A 19,336-nucleotide genomic window follows, 5' to 3' on the forward strand; every position below is an offset into this window, starting at 1 on the left:
TTTAAAATGTAAAGGGCATTTTTTGTTTACTCCGTTTTTTAGTTTTAAGCTGCTCGTACTCTATTTCCTTGAGCTTCTTCAGAATCAGATTAAAGTATTCTTCCAGATAAGACTCCAAAGTAGTAGTTTCTTTGGGGTCGATTCCGAAGACACTGTAAACATCATCCATTGGAGCTTTCAAGGGTTTTCCGGCGGCCAAAACTTCTGAAAAAGCCAATCTGTCAGCTACGTTCCAACTCCACTGAAAGAACTTAGCAAGTTGACGGGTGGCTTGCAACAAGGCATCTGGGGTGCGCGTAATTTTCGCTTGCTTCCCAGAAAGCCGCTCGCACAACCGCACGATTTCTTCAGCATCCCAAGCTCGATTTCCCACTACCGGAAAGGTTCTTTTCTCGGTTTCGGGAACCGAAAGCGCCCGGACGGCAAACTTCGCAACGTCCTGAGTGTTCATGTAGGCAAGGGCTGACGGCTTGTTAGGCAGCCAGACTGCCTGATTGTCCAAAATCGGCATGGCGTACAGGTTCACCAGTCCTTGCAAAAAGCCGCAAGGTCTCAAGATTGTGTAATCTAGACCGGATTCTGCTAAAAACAGCTCTGTACAGCGCTTAATTTCCAACAAAGGGACTTGCGGATATTTCTCGGCATCGAGAAAGGAAAAGAAGATGTAACGCTTGATACCTGCTGCTGCTGCTGCTTGGATCAGCGATACTTTTCCATCCCAGTCTACTCTTTTGATGCTGACAGAATCGCCTGCACTGGCTGTTGCTGCATCGATGATAGCACTGACGCCTTCTAGTGCAGGAATCAGGCTGTCGGGCTGGCAAAGGTTTCCCGGTACCAGTTCGGCGCCCCATTCTTTCAAAAATGCAGCTTTTCTGTAATTTCTAACTAAACAGCGCACCTGGTAGCCCTCGTCTAGGGCGCGGCGGGCTATTTGGCGGCCGAGAGTGCCGGTGGCACCTACAATCAATAAAGTCATCTAGGGATTTATTTATGAATCTTAAACTTTCTATACAATAGTATCAGGTCTTTCTCATTTTTTTATAAAAACTTAACAAAAACCTGAAATCGTCTCTATATATAACGATCGGTATCCGGCAGGCGAGAGAGTCCCAGAGTCCCAGACTCCCAGAGTTTGAGAGAAAGCGTTGCGTATTTATCGACTAATAAAAATTTTGCTTGTGGCTTGGATACTGATGTCTTGGTAACGATATGTTGTAATAACTCAGGACTCTGACACTAAATTTTAATAAACCGGGTTTTTCTAATCTTGCCAACGATCCTGCACGATTTTTATAGTAAAAAAACCCGGTTGCGGCGATCGGTACGATCGCCTATTCTTCGCCGCCGCCTTGGAGTTTGAGCAGCAAGAAGCCTCCACCGATACCGACGAAAATTAGGGAAAATGACAAAAAGGCTGCGCTGATAAATTCAGGGTTCATGTGTTTTAGAGTTCCTTGACGATCGCAAATTAAATAAACATACTTTGACACTCTCGGCTTTGTTAGAGTCGGAGATTCTCAATTCCTTGATTCACCGAAAAATTAGCTATCTCTTGCGAGCAATTTCCGAACAGTTCGATTCTACCCAAGTCACAACCAAACAGTCGAGTTTAGACAATCTTTGCCGGTTCATCTGAATCAAGCCTACTAGGATACTGACCTAGAGTTTGGGCGTGTCCCACCCTACTTTTGAATTGAAAATTTGAGTTTTGCTGGTCTCTGGGTCAAGTTTCGCCGTACTGTTTTGAGAGCGGCTGGGTATCTCACTTGAGATTGCTACTTCTGGTTGACCAATTGTTCCACTTGCCGATCGCGCTTTAACGTATCAACGGTGTTATGGCCTGTGTCATGGTGGTATTTTACTGTATCAAGTTACTTAGATCAACGATCGGTATCAAAGAACTTCACAGCCTGGGTTAATCCAGCAGCGAGTTTTCATCCGCAGTCGGGGATTTCCGGGATTTTCGGCTGGTCTCGGATAATTTTAGAAAATTAGCTACTTAAATGTTAAAATTTCATTGCCGAAATTCCTGTATTTTGTGGGAGAAAACTGCCTTGAGTCTGGATCGGGAATCAAAACTAGCTGTAACTCTCGGAGATCCGGCGGGAATAGGCCCGGAAGTGATTCTCAAGGCTTTGGCAGATCCGGCTGCTGCTTTGAAAGTGACGGTTTTTGGCGATCGGGCAATTTTGCAGCAAACTTACGATCGGTGGCGATCGATCCATCCTACTGCTGCTGCATCCTTAGCAAATCCCGAAACACTACACATTATTGATATAGCAGCAGACAGCAAATGGGGTTCCATTGTCCCCGGTGTTGGAAGTGCAGCTAGCGGGGCGGCTAGCTTTGCGTATATGGAAGAGGCGATCGCCCGTACCCTTGCAGGGGAATTTTGTGCGATCGTCACAGGCCCAATTTCCAAAACCAACTGGCAGGCTGCAGGTTACAATTATCCCGGACAAACAGAACTCCTGGCCGAAAAAGCCAAATCGCAGCGCTTCGGAATGCTGTTTGCCGCCACATCTCCCTACAGCGGTTGGACGCTAGTAACTTTACTCGCTACTACACATATTTCCCTGCGTCAAGTACCCGATGCTTTGACTCCAGAATTGCTGAGCGAAAAACTAGAATTGCTGGTAGAGTGTTTGCGGGAAGATTTTGGGATAGAAAGACCGAAAATTGCAATTTCTGGCTTAAATCCTCACAGCGGCGAAAATGGCAAACTGGGAAAGGAAGAGCAAGACTGGATGATACCTTGGTTGGAAACGCAGCGCGATCGCTTTCCTCAAGTGCAGTTAGACGGGCCAGTACCCCCGGATACCCTGTGGGTAAAACCGGCTAAAGTTTGGTACGGCTTAGCCAAGGAAGCTCACGACGGTTACTTGGCAATGTACCACGACCAAGGGTTGATTCCAGTAAAATTGATGGCTTTCGACAAAGCAGTCAATACAACAATTGGTTTGCCCTTTGTTCGCACATCTCCAGATCACGGCACGGCTTTTGATATTGTAGGTCAAGGGATTGCCGATGCTTCGAGCATGAAAGCAGCATTGCAGTTGGCTGGCGAGTTGGCCAGTCGCAGAACAGCAGTTAAGATAGGCCGATAGGCGCGAGATCGGCCCAGGGCGAAAAATTAATTGTGTCATTCCTATTAGACAAATCCTAAAAAGCCTGTAAACAGCAGGTATCCTGCCAGTTCCACAAGAATTATTGGAGATGTCTATTGATTTTCGCAGTAGTGAGGCGATAAACCAACAGGTCATTTTTGGCGATCGGTTAAAATCAGATTTTGGTAACAAAGTATGGCAGCATCTAATGATAATTTAGGCAAAGTATATCAGTCAGAACCAGAAGTTGCAGATGAAAATTTGGCAATCCCTAACGCTGGAGACCAACTTCAGGAATTGCTAACAATACTGACTGAATTGCAATTAGTAAAAAACTTTAAAAAAAGACCAAATGAGTTGAAATTACCGCTGTCATCTCAACAACAAATCGAGGATTTTGATCGACAGGAAACTCAGCGAAAGCGATTGTCTTTTATAATCGAATCCTCTGCTGTTGTACCGGAAGTATTGACTAACAATGAAGAAATTCCATCTCAAAGACGACAAATAAATAATGAAGAACCAGGTGTATCTAGTACGGCGAAGACAGCCAAAAATTATCGACCTTCGGAGGAAGAATTAGCACAAGCAGTGGAGGAGTTCAAAAGGTTGCAGCAATTGCTGTTTGAAAGGGATGTGCCGGAATTTTACAGTCATATTTTGAACGCGGAACAAAGGTTAGAAAATTTTGAAAATTTGATGTCTGAACCGAAGGAGTTGATGAATTTAGTCAGACCGTTAATTCCTGAGTTGGTGAGAGAAGAAGTAGAGGGGTTTAAGTTGGAATTAAAAAAGGCGATCGAACTCGCTACCAACGATGGAATTAATCCCCTCGAATTCCAGGCAAAATTAGCGGATTTGGAAAATCAAATTGCTAGTTTCAACCACCAGCAACTACCGAATCCCGAACAATTGATCCAACGGCTGATGCCTGTGGTGGGCGAGTTGCTCAACCGTCGGGTAGAGGAGTCTAAGTTAGAAGTAGCTTCGGCGATCGCACCGACAGTCAATCAAATAATTTACAATCACAACGGGCTGGAAGAGAAAGTAGTAACAATTGAAGATAAACTGGCGAACATTCAGCAGCGTTCCCAGCAGCAACCGGAAGATTTAATCAAGCAATTAGTTCCGGTAGTTAGCGACTTGCTGAACCGCAAAATTAGTGAATTAAAATTAGAGGTTGTCGAAGCTGTCGCACCGTCAGTACAGGTAAGAATAGCTTGGGTAGAAATAGAAGAAAAAGTATTAAACATCATCGAGGGCCGGCTGGCGGCCGGGCAGTCGCCAATTCAGAAGCCAGAAGAGATAATGGCGATGCTGATGCCAGCAATCACTGATTTGCTGAACCAAAAAATTGATCGATCAAAATTAGAAGTAGCAGCGGCGATCGAACCTTTGATAGAATCAGCAATTCTGCAAAGAGAAGTTCAAGGAAAATTGAGCGATGTTGAAAGTAGATTAAACAATCTTCAGCGACAGCAAAAGTCTCAGCCGGAAGAAATCATGGCGCGGTTGATGCCGCTAATGATTGAGTCGCTAAACCGGAAAATTGATGAGACAAAGTTAGAAGTCAGAGAGGCGATCGCCCCGGCTGTCAACACTGCCATTCAAAACAGCGGCATTGCAGCACAAATATTGCAAAATGAAAGTAGGATTGTCGAAGTTCAGCAGCAAGTTTTAGCGGAAATAGAAGGGTTGATGGGCAGAATCATGCCTGCGATCGTAGAGATGGTGTCGGGAAGCCTTCGGGAAGCGAAGCGAGAGATAGAATCTGCGATCGCCCCCGCTGTCGATGCCATCCTTCAGGATCAAAGAATCACTCTAAGACTCGCCAATATCGAAGAAAAGATTGTGGCGATCGAACACCGGATTTATGAATCCACAGACTTGTTTACAGATTTACTGAAACCTTTGATTGACGAGTTGATGGCTAACCATCACGCGCAACTACAAAAATCTGCGATCGAATCTATTTTACCATTGTTAGATGAAGTTGTAGGTTATAATTACAAACTCAACGGTAAAGTAGAGGAACTCGAACGCAAAATAACCGAGGCTCAATGGGGAGGCGATAGGGAAGAATTAGTGAGGCAAATTCAACTGATATTTCCCGAAATGATGCTCGAAACAATAAATAAGTCGAGACAATCATTTACAGAAAGCATAACTCCGATAATTGATGAAGTAATTAATACCAAAACCAGAGAAAATAAACACTCGATGGGAGTAGCCATAGCGCCTGCTCTTCCTGCGGGAATCCGTCACACAGTCGGTGAATCGCCCGATGCAATTGCAATGGCGATCGCACCGGAAATGGCCTCTGCTATCAAACAGCAAATTCATCTCAAACGAGAAGCAATGTCGGATGCACTTTATCCGATCGTCGGTAGCACGATTTTAAAGTACATCGCAGAGATGATGCACCAGATCAATGAAAAAGTCGAATCATCCTTAAGTACAGAGGGAATAACTCGCAAAATTCAATCCAAATTACAGGGAGTTTCTGAAGCAGAATTGCTGATGCAGCAAACAACACCGCTGACTGTTAAAGCTGTTTTTTTAATTCAGAAAGAATCAGGCTTAGTAATTTCAGCAGTACAGCATTCTGAACGCGAACAATTAGAATCAGAGATGGTAGCGGGAATGCTGACTGCTATTCGCGCTTTTGTCAACGATTGTATCTCTCAATCGGGAAACATGGCCGAAATTGATGCCATAGAATACGGCACATCTACAATTGTACTAGAAGTCGCTGGCTCATGTTATCTCGCAGTAGTAATGCAGGGAGAAACGAGGCAGTGGTTTAAGTACAAAATGCGAGCAATATTCAAAAATATTGTTCAAGAATACGGAGATATAATCCAATCATTTAACGGCGATCCCACCGCAGTGCCGCCCGAAATAAACACGAATTTGCAAAAGTTAATTGAGACAGATATAAAAGTCAAATCTCCTAAAAAGCCAATTTTACCAATTATCGGTTTAGCAGCGTTAGGTTTAATTGGCATACCTTGGGGAATTCATCAATACCGCAGCGGGATTGCAGCGAGCATAGAAGCAGATACAAATTTAGCTTTACAATCTAGTCCAGAGTTATCGGTTTATCGCCTCGCGGCAGATGTTAAAGATCGAATATTGGAGATTTCGGGACGAGTTCCGAATCAAAAACTGCGATTGAAAGCGGAAAAAATAGCTCAACAAACTGCTCCCAAATTAACAATTGACAATAAAATTATCGCCGTCGAAGTACCTCCCGATCCGGTTTTAGCTGCAGCCGATGTCAAGCGGACTGCGGAGCTTTTGAATAAATTAGAAAGCATTAATATTTCGGCTCGCTATGCAGAGGGAAAAGTCGCCGTTGCAGGTAGCGTGAGCAAGGCGGCAGATGCTGAGAAAATAACTCAAGCTTTTGAAAAAATTCCGGGGGTGAAGTCTGTAACAAATACAGTGGGAATAGGCACTCAACCTTCCTCACAAGCAATAGATGTTCGCCTTTATTTTGGTGTGGGTTCGGCAATTTTATCGCCAAAAGACATCACACAAAAACTGACAAAAGTCAAGGAATACATGAAGGAAAATAGTACGAAGAATTTAAGAATTATTGGCTACAGTGATTTTAAGAGCAGTCCGGCGGAAAATCAAAAATTGGCACTGGGAAGGGCGGCAAATGTGAAAAATGCTCTGGTTAAACAAGGGATAAGTGGTGACAGAATACAGGTGGCTTCTACTAAGGGCAGTCCTGAAGGTGTGGAGGCTAATCAACCGCTCTGGCTGAGAAGATTAGTAGTATTTGAGGTGGTTAATTAAATTTGGGAATTGTTGGCTGTTGGCTGTTGGCTGTTGACTGTTGACTGTTGGCTGTTGACTGTTGGCTGTTGGCTGTTGACTGTTGACTGTTGACTAATAACTAAGCTGTTGCGGCATTTAAACTGTATGTCAAAAAAAATAAAACTCTTGTGGGGTGGGCCGGAGAACCCGCCCTGAATATACAATGTAAATGCGCGACAACTTAATAACAAACAACAAACAACAAACAACAAATAACAAATAACTACTGACTACTGACTACTGACTACTGACTACTGACTATTAATTCAATCGAACTCGCCCGGAGGTAAAGGCTTGTATTCGATCGCCCGCCAAGCATACTAACAACCGGCCGCTTCCGTCAATGCCGGCGGCTTTTCCGCAGATGGTTTCCGACGCAAGCTCGATCGCCACATTACACCCAATCAACCCGTCGCGGCGGCGCAATTCTGGTAAAAGGGGCGCTAAACCCGACTTTTGGGCTGGCTTGTCTGTGGTGGAAAACATATCGGCTAGTTCGAGTAAATAGTGCCGCAGTCTCGCGAGCAAACAGAGTTCATCGGGCACATTACTCGCAATAGAATGCAAGCTTACCGCATTGCCGAGATCCCTTTCATCCAATCCCGCAGCCGCGAAATCTACGCAGCGGTTGATTCCAATTCCCACAACAGCGCGAGTGCCGAAAGTGTTATCAGAAGTGGCTTCGCAGAGAATTCCGGCTAATTTTTGGCGATGTATCCAAACATCGTTTGGCCATTTCAGGCGCAGCATATCGCGGCATTCGGGAACCAAATCTTCGATCGCGTAAATCGCCGCCAAACCGACTGCTAAACTGAGTCCGGGTAACAGATTGGGATTGAGATTGTCTAGGACAAAGCTAGCAGTAAAAACACCGGGCGGCGAATACCAAGTGCGTCCGTGTTGACCGCGCCCGCTGGTTTGCTGCTTAGTAAATATTACATCTCCGTGGTGGAGTTTGGCCGCGCGGGCGATCGCCCAACTGTTTGTACTCTCGCAGGTTTCTAACGAGTGCAGCCAGTGAGGGAAGTTTGGACTATCGGTTGATTCTGGTGGAATTAATGGCTGTTCAGACAAGGTTTGACTTGTAATATTTGATATCTCAAAGCTGATTATCGCAGGCAGATCGTTTTTTTTTAGATGATTTGGGCGATCGGCATTTTCCTCACTCATATCAAATCCGCTAGTATCAAAATTATTCATCTCTCTCCTCTCTTCCTCTGTGTTCTCTGCGTTCTCTGTGGTTAAATCATTCCCCTACAGCCGTAATTAATATCAATCTTGGACGCACAGAGAGTCAGAAACCCAGTTTCTTATCGTAGAAACCGGGTTTGTTTAGCCTTAGTATTACCCTCAAAAAAAGACAAGCAATCGCCCCACAACTTACGCTGATTGGTCTTGCATTTCCAGCAACTCAGGAACCGTCACAAATCGATATCCCTGCTTTTTCAAACCCGCAATCATCTCCGGTAAAGCCTTAACAGTACGAGATCGATCGCCCCCGCCATCGTGCATCAAAACAATCGCCCCCGGCTTCGCACCCTTCAACACATTATTAACAAAAGCCGACGGTTGAGCGTGCGGATCGGTATCTGCAGAAGTTAGCGACCACATCACGACAGCATAATTCTGTTGCTTGGCATACTTAGCCAAACCATTGTTCAAAAAACCCCCCGGCGGACGGAAAAAAGTAGTCTTAACTCCCGTCGTTTCGTAAATAAGTTTTGCCGTGCGATCTATTTCATCAGCCACCGTCGCCGCATCCATCGTATCGTACCAGTGATGCCACGTATGATTGCCGATCGCGTGACCGGCCGCCACAACTCGGCGAGCAATTTCAGGAGAATTCTTTAGAGATTCACCCATCCAAAAAAAGGTGGCTTTAACATCATTTTGCTGGAAAATATCGAGCATTTGTTCCGTCGTTTCCGGCCACGGCCCGTCATCAACAGTTAAAGCAATAACTTTCTCGGAATCTTTGACTTTTCCCTCAAAAACAGTTTTTCCCTGAAACTGTTCCGGCGGCACAAAAGTCAAAAGTTTTTCTTTTGATTCCAATACAGTGAGAAATTGCTCAATTGTGCGATCGACATTCAACGCTGTGCGATCGTCCGCTACCTGCTTTGCTGACGGATTTACCGTTAAAAATTGGTTGAGATTCTGCACCTGCACCTGAGCGGTTGCAGGATTGTTGCTTCCCTGTTGGTTTCCTGGCATCAGCGTACCGATGACAAAGCTAATCGCAGTCGCTGTCAGGGCGATCGCCACAAAACGCCATTTTTTTCGCAGTTGTTGAAACAGATGATTTCCGCTCACTTGAAATTCCTTTCACTCCACACTGCGGATAATGATAATGGGAATTCCAGGGAAAAAAACTAAATTTTTTATTATGTCTCAGCCGAGATTGACAGCGATCGAATGCGCGCCGACACAGACAAAACCGGCAAGAGTTAAGAGTTTCTTGAGTGCGCTAGGAGTGGACTTTGTTTGTATCGCGGCGATTTCTCATCAAAAGATATCTCAAACATCCCTACAGAAGGCATCGCAGTCCCCGCCACGACTTCCGCCAAAGAAAACTGTTCCGCCAGCAAACCCTCAAAAAACCTCAGCACGGTTAATATCTGTGTGTAGTACAGTCTCACCATCGGATTTATTACGGGCTGCACCACCGGGTTATCAGCCTAATGTCTTGATTTTTGGTAACTCTGGGATGTGAGAGTGTTGGTTTGGGCGATCGACACCCCATTCAAAAAACCAATTTCAAAAAAAGTTGTATTACCCCCTTGACACCCTTGTAGTACGTAATGTAGTATAAATGTAAGGTGAAAGGGAAGGAGCTTCAAAGCTTTACCCTAAGAGCAATACGAACCTTGAAAACCGAATAGAAAATCAATCGTGTCACATAATTGCGGACATCGGCGGTTTAGACTCCGGCAACAAAAGCCCGATCGGGTTGTAGTACGCGGAATCAACCGCCACCCGTCCAAACAGCAATTTCTTGAGGCTGTAGCTCAATTGGGAGAGCGTCGCTCTGTCACAGCGAAGGTAGCGGGATCGAAACCCGTCAGCCTCGTCTCCGTTTCCCGGAGTTGCGAGTAACAAATTATGAGTAACAAATTTATGAGTTTTGAATTAACAATTTTCTTTAACTCAAAACCCATAACTTAAAACTCAAAACTTTCAAAGTCCCGTAGGCAAATTAATTTAAGCCGTCACCCTCTCAAGGTGAAAATTGCGAGTTCAAACCTCGTCGGGACTCCCAGGTTAGGTGGCTGAGTGGCCCAAAGCGTCGGTCTGCAAAACCGAATTTCGCGGGTTCAAATCCCGCCCTAACCTCTGTTCTTACTAATTCGCAAGAGCAATCTCAAATCTCAAATAAATAGTGCTGTAGGCAAATGGTTTAAGCCGCTTGGTTTTCACCCAAGTGATTTGCGGGTTCAACTCCCGTCAGCACTTTGCGTGGGTCGTTGGCAGAATGGTTTTGCAGCCGCCTTTTAAGCGGATGGATCGAGGTTCAATTCCTCGGCGACCTACCAAATTTTCCATCTTGGGTCGGCCCTCCTATTGGCGTGGGTAGCTGTCTGTAAAACAGTAGCTTAAAGCGTTGCTGGTTCAATTCCAGCCCGACCCATTTGCAACTGTATTATGACTTATACAGAAAACCCAGTTTCTGAGAAAAATCTTGCATCTCTACGAGAGATATTAAGAGAAAAACCGGGTTGTTGACCCCCTTGGGTAAGTCCTGTGTATTTAATATGCAGTTGCAATCTTGAGAATGAGTTGTAACTGGACAACAATTCAGTTTGCGCGACTGAAAATTTGGGGGTTCAAATCCCTCCGTTCTCGTGCTCGGAGAAGTGGCCGAGCGGCTTATGGCGCTTTCCTGCTAAGAAAGAGCGGTTTAACACCCGTCGTAGGTTCAAATCCTACCTTCTCCGTTTCCCCCGATAGCTCAGTTGGTAGAGCGCTTGTTTGAAGAACAAGAAGTCGTCAGTTCGATACTGACTTGGGGGATTTCGTTGCCTTATAGCTCAATGGTAGAGCAAGCGGTTGTTAACCGCTAGGTTGTAGGTTCGAGTCCTACTGAGGCAGCCATTTTTCAAATTGCCGGGTAGACAAATTGGTAAAGTCGCCTATCTCTGAAATAGGAGTTTATGTAGGTTCAAAGCCTACCCCGGCATCCAATTATTGGGAAGTCGCCTAATTGGCATGGCACCGCTCTTTGAAAGCGGAACAATGTAGGTTCAAGTCCTACCTTCCCAGTTCTGCTGCAAAAGCAGATCGATCGTACTCCAGTAGCCCAATTGGCAGAGGCCGCAATTTCAAAAATTGTGTTGTGTGAGTTCAAATCTCACTCCCGAGTACCAAATTTTAAACTAAGTTTCTACTTGCTCCTGTGGCGGAATTGGCAGACGCGGCAGACTTAAAATCTGTTCTATTTTGATTGTGAGTTCGAGTCTCACCGGGAGCATGAACGGGATGTAATTCAGCGGCCAGAAGCCATGCTTTGGGAGCATGGAGTCGTTGGTTCAAATCCAACCATCCCGACTTTACCTCTGTGATGTAATTGGAAAACATCGCTCGCTTAGAACGAGTGTTTTGCTGGTTCGAGTCCAGTCAGGGGTATTGGGTATCAAAACCTAAAAGTGCGATCGGTTTTGCCCCTGTAGCCCAATCGGTAGAGGCGCTAGATTTAGGATCTAGTCAGTGCTGGTTCGATGCCAGTCAGGGGTATTTGGTGACATCGCGGGTGAAGTAGCCTGGGTAGGCTTGGAGGTCTCATAAGCCTCTTCATAGCAGGTTCAACTCCTGCCCCCGCTACCAAAAATGCAGGTGTGATGTAATTGGTAACATGAGGCTCTTGTAAAGCTTTCTTGCAGGTTCAAATCTCGCCATCTGCCATTAACAAAAAACATGGGAGCGTAACTCAACTGGATAGAGTGTCGAGCTTCTACCTCGAATGTTGTGGGTTCAAGTCCTACCGCTCCTGCTGTCTGGGGTTCGTAGCTTAATTGGTAAAGCATCTAACTGGCTGTTAGAAAGATATCGGTTCAAATCCGATCGCAATCCACCACACCAATTTTAGATTTTAGATTTTAGATTTACTCGACAGGTGAATCTTTTACGCGGGCTCATAGCTCAATTGGTAGAGCGCTTGCTTTGCACGCAAGAGGTTAGGAGTACCCTTCCCGAAGGCTTCGCCTACAATTCTCCTTGATTCCACTGCGGTGTCTGAAGCCAAAGCGGTAGCGGCGCCCTTTTGTGGAACCAGTAATAGCGGGTTCAATTCCCGTCAGACACCCCTCGGAAGATGCCGCTAAATGGTTGGCAACCAGTCTTGAAAACTGGGGTACAGTTAACTGTAAGGGTTCGATTCCTTCATCTTCCTTTTAATTAACCACCGGAAGTCGAAAAGCGAGAAACCGTGCTGATAACGCGGCGATAGGAGGGGCAGTACCTCCTCGGTGGATGGATTGGTTTATAATAAGTCTAAATTTGGTAGTTATTCAACCTAGAAACCATAAAAATTCAATTTCTTAAATTAGAAATAATTCAGTGTATCTTGTTATTAAAGGATACTCAACTTTTAAACGAAATTCACAAACTGAAAGAAAAGTCACCTGAAAAGACTGATGTCCTCAAACCTCGTCAATTTGGCTGCGGTCAAGGAATTTTTACTTACGTTGCGGATGATTTTGATGAAACACCTCCGGGTTTTGAAGAATAAAGGTTAAATATGAATTTAAAAGATTACACTTACTATCTAGTGCTTGACCTTGAAGCAACCTGCTGCGACAAACAAGGAAATATCAAACAGAGTGAGATGGAGATTATTGAGATTGGAGCCGTTATGCTAGAAGCAGAAACGCTAACTATTATTGACGAATTTCAAAGCTTTATTAAGCCAGTTCGCCATCCTATGCTGACTGAATTCTGCAAATCGCTAACATCTATTTCTCAGGCACAAGTCGAGGAAGCTCCCACTTACCCGGAGGCGATCGCACTTTTGAAAAAATGGCTGTCTGGTTACTCAAACGGCGTGTTTGGTTCTTGGGGTGATTTCGATCGCAAACAATTTCAACAAGACAGCAATTTTCACAAAGTACCTTTTCCGATTGCTTATCCTCATGTCAATCTCAAACAATTGTTTGCAGAAACACAAGGTTTGCGAAAACGGTATGGCATGGCGAAAGCTCTGCAAATCGTGGGTTTACCGCTAGAAGGAACTCATCACCGAGGCATAGATGATGCTATAAATATCGCCAAACTGTTGCCTTATATTCTGGAGCGAAAACAGTTGTCCTGATTTGCTATCATACATATAGCGAGCCAAATTATGGGGAGGTCGCCTAAGTGGAATGGCACCGTAAAAACTTTGGAAAAGCGGCTCCCAAAAGGACGATCGGGTTGGTTGAGTAGGGTAAAAAGTTGCTTCGCGACGTTCCCTGAAAGCGCAAACGGGCAACAGGTTGCAGATGCACTGAAAGGAATTAACAGTCCGAGATGGGGGCAGTTCCCGTCTGCTTGCGGGCAGTAAGGAAGCGCGTTTCCTGAAAGTTGCTGTCGATCGATGCGGGTTCGAGTCCCGTCCTCTCCATTTATTTTCTTTCATTTTAACAAAATAAAGGTGAAATATGAGAAAACTAAAATATTACATTGCTTGCACTGTTGACGGTTTTATTGCTCGCGAAGATGGCTCGTTTGATTGTTTTCCGATGTCAGGAGAGCATTTTGCTGATTTATTCGAGTTTTTTCCTGAAACTATTCCGGCTCACGTTCAGAAAGCACTAGGCATTAGTCCAGAGAACAAGCAGTTTGATGCTGTTTTGATGGGACGGAACACCTATGAGGTAGGGCTAAATGTCGGTCTGACTAATCCTTATCCCAGCTTGAAACAGTATGTCTTTTCGCGCACTATGGAAACAAGTCCCGATGAAAATGTTAAACTCGTTTCAGACAATCCAGTTGCATTCGTTAAAGAATTGAAAAAGGAAGCGGGTAAAGATATCTGGCTGTGCGGCGGTGGCAATTTAGCTGCAACTCTTGTTTCTGAGATTGACGAGATGATTGTGAAGTTGAACCCGGTAGTCATTGGGGCGGGAATTCCTGTGTTTGGGAGGGCGATCGAACCGACGAATCTGGAATTGGTCGATCGCAAAATCTACAGCAACGGTTTCATGTTGCTTCACTATCGATTGCATAAATGAGGTGTTTGGGCGCTAGCGTTAAAAGGGTTTTATCTGAGGATTTTTGAGGATTTTTTGATGAATGTCTCAACCGCTGATGTCAGGCAGATAAACGCAGATAAACGCAGATAAATTTTAAATACAGCCTATTCTATCTATATCCTGTAAGTCGAGATTTAGGTGGTTTTGGGTAAGTTTTAGAGAGCGGTTTAGCCTGCTGACGCGCCTTATTTATTTTGGGATTGAGTGAACTCGATCGCCCTTACAGAAAACTCGCACTAGGCGATCGCCACAAATTTTTACGAAAAAACTTGATTTTTCAGAAGAGTTGTGTTATAGTAACTCCGATGCGGGAGTATAGCTCAGTTGGTTAGAGCAGGTGACTCTTAATCTCAAGGTCGAAGGTTCAAGTCCTTCTACTCCCATCCCAAATCCTTAACCTGAATCGATCGAAACTCACGAGTGCAATCAACTGCTGTAGGGGTTGGATTACTGTGAGTGTTGGCGTTTTGGGATTTTTAATGTCGATCGACCCGATCGCGCGATCGCCCAAGCTATTTTTAAATTGAATAACAACAGGAAATGGTGATTAGCTATGATGGCAAATCTCTCGGGGCGCTGCTATGGAGGCGATCGCGATTTAAGTGCGATCGTCCATTTAATCGATACTTGCGAAGCAGTCGATCGGCTCGATCAAGGCACTTCCATCTCCCAATTGCAACAAAAAATCAACCAACCGTGCCGAGATTTAGCCCGCGATATCCGCCTTTGGGAAGATGCCGAAAACAAATTAATCGGTTTTGCCGAGTTGTCGATTGCGGAAACTGGAGAGCCGATCCAGGGTTTGCTGTCGTTTCGCGTCCACCCCGACGCCCGATCCAGGGGTGTGGAAGCGGTAGCCGTCGCTTGGGGCGAAACGCGGATGCGCGAAGTTGTAAAAGAGCGGGGCGCGCCTGTGAAGCTGCGATCCTGGGCTAGGGCACAGGATGCAGATCGCATTTCTGTGCTGGAAAGTTGCGGTTTTCGAGTCGATCGGCATTTTTGCCGCATGGCGCGATCGCTCTCAGAATCGATCGCACAACCCCAATTCCCAGAAGGTTTTGTGCTGCGTCTATTCCCCGGCGTGCAGGATTCGGAAGCTTGGGTAGAAATGTACAACCAATCGTTTATCGATCACTGGAACCACCGCGATTTAACAGTCGAAAAATTCAAATACGATTTAGCCCAACCCAATTATAGAAAAGATTTAGACTTGATTGCAGTTGCTGCTGACGGGACTTTTGCAGCTTTTTGTTATTGCGAAATTAGCCCGGAAGAGTGCGATCGCACAGGACGAAATGAAGGCTGGATTACTGTTCTCGGTACAAGGCGAGGTTTCCGCAAAATTGGATTGGGACGGGCTATGTTGCTGGCTGGTTTGCATCGACTAAAAGCTGCCGGTGTCGAGACTGCGATTATCGGCGTAGATGCTGCAAACCCTTCAGGTGCATTGCGACTTTACGAGTCAGCCGGCTTCCACAAAATTCGCGATAGCATTTTTTATGTGAAGGATGTTTGAGCGATTTGAGACTTACGCGCAGAATTTGACAAACCGGGTTTCTTCCTGTATCCCTAGTCGCCCAACCACATTTTTCAGAGAAATTGGGTTTCTTGATTTTGGATACAATTCGCGGCGGGCGCATCGAAGTTAGCAAACGTCTCGCTGCTATGATTTCGGGCATTTGCGAAGCTGTACTGTTCCTCTGGGCCTTTGACACGATGCCGTACCAAGTCCAAGCAAACGGCAGCGAATTGATTGATTGGGAACGCGCATTCGAGCACATTAGACCTCTTGCAAAAGTCAAATTTACCCCCCGCAAGTCCCTCCTCCCGCGGGGAGAAACAAGAATAATCTTGCTCCCTCCCCGCGGGAGGGGAGGGTTGGGGTGGGGTGCTTTGGATTTTTGCAAGAGTTCTATTAACGCAGGCTGCCGCACTAGCTGCTGTTGCGCGATCGGTGGAAGCAATGCGACTTAAAAAGCAGGTTGTCGAGCAGTTCATTATGGTAACAGATGAAGGCGAAAATTCTGCACCTTATTTTGTTGATGCCGATAGGAATTACTGTCGCAGTTGGGGCGTAATTCTGAATGTGGTGTCAGAACAAGTTATGCTAGAGGGAATGCGTCAACATCATCGACATTTGGCAGAAACAGAATGGTAATTTTCCGAGTGCAGTGCGATCGTCCCCGCTGGCGACAAATAATCGCGTTCGAGGACGATCGCACTACTGTATAATTCCCATCTAACCATATTTAAGATTACTCCCAAACATCTCCCTCAATATCCTCAAGCGATAAATTTTTCCCGCTTTTCAATTCTTCTCTAGTTTGCTCGACAATTGCTAGTAACTCTGGATTGGCGATGGATGAAATTAACTTTGAATCAGCAGCAGCCAAAGCCTCGCGCAACTGAGACGAAGTGAGTGCGGGATATTTTTCTAATACCTGTTGTTCCGTCCATCCCGCCGCAAACAGCCCCAACAAGAATTCTACAGACAATCGAGTTTCTGGCGCTGCTGGTGGACTTGTTGAAGTTTTCCGGTTGGGATGAATGAGCTTTCGCCAGTCCATTTTTTTACTTAAACGATTTGGGAAGATTTCGTCGATTATACTGCAATTTGGGCACAGTATAAATACGGGTATCCCTAACTGATTCTGTAACACTCCTACCCAATATCGGAGGATTTTAGATTTTATATTAAATAATTGAATAATTGGGAATCACTTATGAGTTAAGGGTTTGAAGCTTTGCTAAACTTACATTTTTTGTAAACTGGTGTCATTTCCCGATTTGGCAATTAAATTGTTATTACGATCGCACTGCAGCACTTTCTTGTAGACTACACTGATAGGGTGTTGACAAGGCGATTCCCTAGGGGACAAGCCCGCTTCACCACCTTTTTTTGTTCGTTGAAATACCAAATCGGGTTAGCGAAGCTTGGAGCTATGGGATCGCGCGTTAACCCCAAGCCACCGTGCAATCGACAGTACAACTACTTTAACTTCTTAAAACTATGGGAAAAAAGTCAAAAACCCAAAAATCCCTGGTCAAAAAATCCAGTTTGCTCTTCCAGCGACTGCAAGAAGCTCTCGATCGAGGCAGTAAAGTTTGGATTAAAACAAATAATAGTAGTTTCGGCGGCATCCCGATTAATTTGTTTGGAGAATTTATCGAACTTTTGGTAATTGTTCCCCCAAACGAACAAGGAGAAAATACTGATGCTTACGGACAAGTTACGTGGCTGATTCGACTCTCTGATATTATTGGACTCGCCTATCCTACTGAATACTGGTCAAAAGATAGATTAGAAAGTTTACTGCCACCCGATCCAGTTACTTCCGAAATAGGTGATTAACTGGGTAAGGTGCTTGTGGCGCACCCAAGTGGTTTGTAGTGAGAGCTTTAGTCATCAGATTGTCAGGACTAAAGTATTCACTACAAGCCTTTTTTTTGCATAACTGACCGGATATAATATAGATATTTTTTAAGCTGTTTTGCGATCGGAAATATACATCCCTCCGACCGATTTTTATCAATTCAATTACTTGTTGCAAGCCGAAAGCTGCACTTTGCAGTTGCCGCCTTCTAGTTCGCTGCAACCAGCCAGAGCTTGAGCTTCTGCTGCTGATTTATCCTCGCCCCAACCAGCCCCCGCTCCCCCTTTACCTACTGCGATCGCTCCACAGTTATTCGTATTAGATGTCAGGGGTTCGCAGTCGTTAGCCCCATCACTTTGCTTATTGCACGCGGCGACTGCTGCGTCTAGTGCTTCTTTCTCTGTAGCATGATCCCAACTAATACCCGTAGCGTCAGAAGTCGGAGAATAAGCAGTAGCTCCATGAGTATTTTCAGCTCGAACAACTGGGGCATAGCCCAAGATGGAAACTGTCAAAACTGTCACTCCAACCAACTTAAAAAAGAGATTTTGCAACATATTCGATTCAGAGCTTTACAAGATTTATCTTTGCGATGGCTCAATATTATATTAGGATATTTATTAATGTCAACAATCTTTATAAAAATTAATACTTGATTAATTTAAAAGTCGTTAGTTGGAGTAGTTGAAGATAGATAATGGGCATGGGAATGGGGCAAACAGGGCATGGGCCAAACAGGGCAGTGGGGCATGGGGGAACATCTAATAGTTAGTTGTTAGTTGTTAGTTGTTAGTTGTTAGTTGTTAGTTGTTAGTTGTTGGTTGTTAGTTGTTAGTTGTTGGTTGATCCTAGTTTTTATAATAACCAATGCCCAATGCCCAATCCCTCCGCAACGCTAGAGCCCAATGCCCCCATGCCCAATGCCCCATCCCTCCGCAACGCTAGAGCCCAATGCCCAATGCCCAATTAAGATGAGTATATTTTTTCACAAACAAGTTTACAGAAGTTCCGCAGTAATGTCGCTGCTAAAAAACTTTTCGGTAACGGTTTGCGGCGCGGGCGCTTTGGGTGCGAATATTGCCGAGAGTTTAGTGCGATCGGGCTTTGGACAGTTAAGAGTCATCGATCGCATCGAAGAGCGCAACCTTTCCACTCAACCTTATTATCGATCGGACATCGGCGCATTCAAAGCCAAAATTCTCGCCAACAACCAGTACCGCGCTTTATCCGTCAGCATTGACGCGCACTCCAAAGAATTGACACCCGCAAATGCCGATCGACTGCTTGCCAATAGCGCCGTCGCGATCGATACTTTTGATAACAGTATCGGGCGGCAAGCCCTGAAAGATTACTGCGCGAGTGTCTCCATGCCCTGCTTGCACGTCGGATTAGCAGCCGATTACTCCGAAATAATTTGGAACCAACACTATCGGGTTCCTTCCGCGACAAATGATGACGTTTGCGATTACCCCCTGGCGAGAAACTTGGTAATGCTGACGGTTGCAGTCGCCTGCGAAGTAATTGTTACCTTTGCTGCTACCAAACAGCAACAAAATTTAACTTGCACGATCGGAGATTTTGCAGTCAAGCCACTTATATTGTAGAATGTCGGTTGACTGCAGCCAGAAACCCGGTCGAGCGAGATTGGACACCTCCATTCCAGAAACCCGGTTTCTCACTCTCAAACAATCGTCAAAGTTGCAGAAAACGCTTGAGAAAATTAACAGGGAAACTATGTCCGCAAAAGTTTGTACTGGTACTATTGCACTAGAATGCAACCCAAAACCGCCCCCTACCC

At 45.2% G+C, this 19,336-nt stretch carries 16 protein-coding genes and 22 tRNA genes; 31 read left to right on the plus strand and 7 right to left on the minus strand.

Annotation, left to right across the window (positions count from 1 at the left end):
- Window position 1: 1 nt before the first annotated feature.
- Together AACV78_RS23350 and petM are read right to left on the minus strand one after the other, a co-directional pair.
- A complete protein-coding gene (locus AACV78_RS23350; protein ID WP_194009951.1) occupies window positions 2-979 on the minus strand; it encodes an SDR family oxidoreductase in 978 nt (325 codons plus the stop codon).
- Between the two features lie 355 nt (window positions 980-1,334).
- Window positions 1,335-1,493, minus strand: coding sequence for a cytochrome b6-f complex subunit PetM (petM, locus tag AACV78_RS23355; RefSeq protein WP_370528839.1), 159 nt, complete (start codon window positions 1,491-1,493; stop codon window positions 1,335-1,337).
- A 513-nt stretch (window positions 1,494-2,006) separates the two neighbouring features.
- Between petM and pdxA the strand changes: the two genes are divergently transcribed.
- Together pdxA and AACV78_RS23365 are read left to right on the plus strand one after the other, a co-directional pair.
- Window positions 2,007-3,110 (plus strand): 4-hydroxythreonine-4-phosphate dehydrogenase PdxA, encoded by a 1,104-nt coding sequence (pdxA, locus tag AACV78_RS23360; protein ID WP_194009952.1) that lies wholly within the window; start codon window positions 2,007-2,009, stop codon window positions 3,108-3,110.
- 195 nt (window positions 3,111-3,305) lie between these two features.
- A complete protein-coding gene (locus tag AACV78_RS23365; protein ID WP_194009953.1) occupies window positions 3,306-6,917 on the plus strand; it encodes an OmpA family protein in 3,612 nt (1,203 codons plus the stop codon).
- A 282-nt stretch (window positions 6,918-7,199) separates the two neighbouring features.
- Here the strand turns inward: AACV78_RS23365 and AACV78_RS23370 are convergent, their stop codons facing one another.
- The 3 genes from AACV78_RS23370 to AACV78_RS23380 form a co-directional block, all read right to left on the minus strand.
- Entirely contained in the window at window positions 7,200-8,138 is a 939-nt protein-coding gene (locus tag AACV78_RS23370) for a biotin--[acetyl-CoA-carboxylase] ligase (protein WP_228042424.1), read from the minus strand.
- A 180-nt stretch (window positions 8,139-8,318) separates the two neighbouring features.
- Window positions 8,319-9,251 carry a polysaccharide deacetylase family protein gene (locus AACV78_RS23375; protein WP_339383784.1) on the minus strand — a complete coding sequence of 311 codons (933 nt, stop codon included), beginning with the start codon at window positions 9,249-9,251 and terminating at the stop codon, window positions 8,319-8,321.
- 134 nt (window positions 9,252-9,385) lie between these two features.
- Entirely contained in the window at window positions 9,386-9,601 is a 216-nt protein-coding gene (locus AACV78_RS23380) for a hypothetical protein (protein WP_194009954.1), read from the minus strand.
- A 334-nt stretch (window positions 9,602-9,935) separates the two neighbouring features.
- On the opposite strand from AACV78_RS23380, the gene AACV78_RS23385 reads away from it, so the two are divergent.
- The 27 genes from AACV78_RS23385 to AACV78_RS23515 all read left to right on the plus strand — a co-directional run bounded on the left by AACV78_RS23385 (window position 9,936) and on the right by AACV78_RS23515 (window position 16,322).
- Window positions 9,936-10,008 (plus strand) — tRNA-Asp (locus AACV78_RS23385).
- Window positions 10,009-10,119: 111 nt separating this feature from the next.
- Window positions 10,120-10,197 (plus strand) — tRNA-Glu (locus AACV78_RS23390).
- Window positions 10,198-10,271, plus strand: a tRNA-Cys gene (locus AACV78_RS23395).
- Between the two features lie 45 nt (window positions 10,272-10,316).
- A tRNA-Glu gene (locus AACV78_RS23400) sits at window positions 10,317-10,391 on the plus strand.
- Window positions 10,392-10,396: 5 nt separating this feature from the next.
- Window positions 10,397-10,471 (plus strand) — tRNA-Lys (locus tag AACV78_RS23405).
- 13 nt (window positions 10,472-10,484) lie between these two features.
- Window positions 10,485-10,566: transfer RNA gene (locus tag AACV78_RS23410), tRNA-Tyr, on the plus strand.
- Between the two features lie 220 nt (window positions 10,567-10,786).
- Window positions 10,787-10,873, plus strand: a tRNA-Ser gene (locus AACV78_RS23415).
- 3 nt (window positions 10,874-10,876) lie between these two features.
- Window positions 10,877-10,949 (plus strand) — tRNA-Phe (locus tag AACV78_RS23420).
- 6 nt (window positions 10,950-10,955) lie between these two features.
- Window positions 10,956-11,030: transfer RNA gene (locus AACV78_RS23425), tRNA-Asn, on the plus strand.
- A 10-nt stretch (window positions 11,031-11,040) separates the two neighbouring features.
- Window positions 11,041-11,119 (plus strand) — tRNA-Gln (locus AACV78_RS23430).
- A gap of 5 nt (window positions 11,120-11,124) precedes the next feature.
- Window positions 11,125-11,198 (plus strand) — tRNA-Gln (locus AACV78_RS23435).
- A 127-nt stretch (window positions 11,199-11,325) separates the two neighbouring features.
- Window positions 11,326-11,406 (plus strand) — tRNA-Leu (locus AACV78_RS23440).
- Window positions 11,407-11,410: 4 nt separating this feature from the next.
- Window positions 11,411-11,483: transfer RNA gene (locus AACV78_RS23445), tRNA-Pro, on the plus strand.
- Window positions 11,484-11,487: 4 nt separating this feature from the next.
- Window positions 11,488-11,561: transfer RNA gene (locus tag AACV78_RS23450), tRNA-Leu, on the plus strand.
- 34 nt (window positions 11,562-11,595) lie between these two features.
- Window positions 11,596-11,669, plus strand: a tRNA-Leu gene (locus AACV78_RS23455).
- A gap of 11 nt (window positions 11,670-11,680) precedes the next feature.
- A tRNA-Met gene (locus AACV78_RS23460) sits at window positions 11,681-11,759 on the plus strand.
- Between the two features lie 5 nt (window positions 11,760-11,764).
- A tRNA-Thr gene (locus tag AACV78_RS23465) sits at window positions 11,765-11,836 on the plus strand.
- A gap of 15 nt (window positions 11,837-11,851) precedes the next feature.
- A tRNA-Arg gene (locus AACV78_RS23470) sits at window positions 11,852-11,925 on the plus strand.
- Window positions 11,926-11,932: 7 nt separating this feature from the next.
- Window positions 11,933-12,009, plus strand: a tRNA-Ala gene (locus AACV78_RS23475).
- Between the two features lie 54 nt (window positions 12,010-12,063).
- Window positions 12,064-12,158 (plus strand) — tRNA-Ala (locus tag AACV78_RS23480).
- Between the two features lie 83 nt (window positions 12,159-12,241).
- Window positions 12,242-12,324, plus strand: a tRNA-Ser gene (locus AACV78_RS23485).
- A gap of 174 nt (window positions 12,325-12,498) precedes the next feature.
- A complete protein-coding gene (locus AACV78_RS23490; protein WP_228042425.1) occupies window positions 12,499-12,663 on the plus strand; it encodes a hypothetical protein in 165 nt (54 codons plus the stop codon).
- 9 nt (window positions 12,664-12,672) lie between these two features.
- On the plus strand, window positions 12,673-13,242 hold the full coding sequence (locus tag AACV78_RS23495; protein ID WP_194009955.1) for a 3'-5' exonuclease: 570 nt from the start codon (window positions 12,673-12,675) through the stop codon (window positions 13,240-13,242).
- Between the two features lie 328 nt (window positions 13,243-13,570).
- Window positions 13,571-14,143 (plus strand): dihydrofolate reductase family protein, encoded by a 573-nt coding sequence (locus tag AACV78_RS23500; protein WP_194009956.1) that lies wholly within the window; start codon window positions 13,571-13,573, stop codon window positions 14,141-14,143.
- A gap of 330 nt (window positions 14,144-14,473) precedes the next feature.
- Window positions 14,474-14,547 (plus strand) — tRNA-Lys (locus AACV78_RS23505).
- A gap of 170 nt (window positions 14,548-14,717) precedes the next feature.
- A complete protein-coding gene (locus tag AACV78_RS23510; protein ID WP_194009957.1) occupies window positions 14,718-15,680 on the plus strand; it encodes a GNAT family N-acetyltransferase in 963 nt (320 codons plus the stop codon).
- Between the two features lie 372 nt (window positions 15,681-16,052).
- Window positions 16,053-16,322 (plus strand): hypothetical protein, encoded by a 270-nt coding sequence (locus tag AACV78_RS23515; RefSeq protein WP_228042426.1) that lies wholly within the window; start codon window positions 16,053-16,055, stop codon window positions 16,320-16,322.
- A gap of 97 nt (window positions 16,323-16,419) precedes the next feature.
- Here AACV78_RS23515 and AACV78_RS23520 read toward each other — a convergent pair whose 3' ends face one another.
- Window positions 16,420-16,731 carry a DUF433 domain-containing protein gene (locus AACV78_RS23520; protein ID WP_194009958.1) on the minus strand — a complete coding sequence of 104 codons (312 nt, stop codon included), beginning with the start codon at window positions 16,729-16,731 and terminating at the stop codon, window positions 16,420-16,422.
- A gap of 443 nt (window positions 16,732-17,174) precedes the next feature.
- On the opposite strand from AACV78_RS23520, the gene AACV78_RS23525 reads away from it, so the two are divergent.
- A complete protein-coding gene (locus tag AACV78_RS23525; protein WP_194009959.1) occupies window positions 17,175-17,516 on the plus strand; it encodes a hypothetical protein in 342 nt (113 codons plus the stop codon).
- Window positions 17,517-17,702: 186 nt separating this feature from the next.
- Here the strand turns inward: AACV78_RS23525 and AACV78_RS23530 are convergent, their stop codons facing one another.
- Entirely contained in the window at window positions 17,703-18,062 is a 360-nt protein-coding gene (locus AACV78_RS23530) for a DUF4189 domain-containing protein (RefSeq protein WP_339383785.1), read from the minus strand.
- Between the two features lie 447 nt (window positions 18,063-18,509).
- On the opposite strand from AACV78_RS23530, the gene AACV78_RS23535 reads away from it, so the two are divergent.
- A complete protein-coding gene (locus tag AACV78_RS23535) occupies window positions 18,510-19,142 on the plus strand; it encodes a HesA/MoeB/ThiF family protein (RefSeq protein ID WP_194009961.1) in 633 nt (210 codons plus the stop codon).
- The last annotated feature ends 194 nt before the right edge of the window (window positions 19,143-19,336 follow it).

It is taken from the genome of Tychonema sp. LEGE 07196 (assembly GCF_963890365.1).
GTDB lineage: Bacteria > Cyanobacteriota > Cyanobacteriia > Cyanobacteriales > Microcoleaceae > Microcoleus.

Bases quoted from the DNA above. Each gene is read 5' to 3' on its own strand.
- AACV78_RS23350 (WP_194009951.1), bottom strand. From the start codon at position 979: ATGACTTTATTGATTGTAGGTGCCACCGGCACTCTCGGCCGCCAAATA.
- pdxA (WP_194009952.1), top strand. From the start codon at position 2,007: ATGTTAAAATTTCATTGCCGAAATTCCTGTATTTTGTGGGAGAAAACT.
- AACV78_RS23365 (WP_194009953.1), top strand. From the start codon at position 3,306: ATGGCAGCATCTAATGATAATTTAGGCAAAGTATATCAGTCAGAACCA.
- AACV78_RS23370 (WP_228042424.1), bottom strand. From the start codon at position 8,138: ATGAATAATTTTGATACTAGCGGATTTGATATGAGTGAGGAAAATGCC.
- AACV78_RS23495 (WP_194009955.1), top strand. From the start codon at position 12,673: ATGAATTTAAAAGATTACACTTACTATCTAGTGCTTGACCTTGAAGCA.
- AACV78_RS23500 (WP_194009956.1), top strand. From the start codon at position 13,571: ATGAGAAAACTAAAATATTACATTGCTTGCACTGTTGACGGTTTTATT.
- AACV78_RS23510 (WP_194009957.1), top strand. From the start codon at position 14,718: ATGATGGCAAATCTCTCGGGGCGCTGCTATGGAGGCGATCGCGATTTA.
- AACV78_RS23520 (WP_194009958.1), bottom strand. From the start codon at position 16,731: ATGGACTGGCGAAAGCTCATTCATCCCAACCGGAAAACTTCAACAAGT.
- AACV78_RS23525 (WP_194009959.1), top strand. From the start codon at position 17,175: ATGGGAAAAAAGTCAAAAACCCAAAAATCCCTGGTCAAAAAATCCAGT.
- AACV78_RS23535 (WP_194009961.1), top strand. From the start codon at position 18,510: ATGAGTATATTTTTTCACAAACAAGTTTACAGAAGTTCCGCAGTAATG.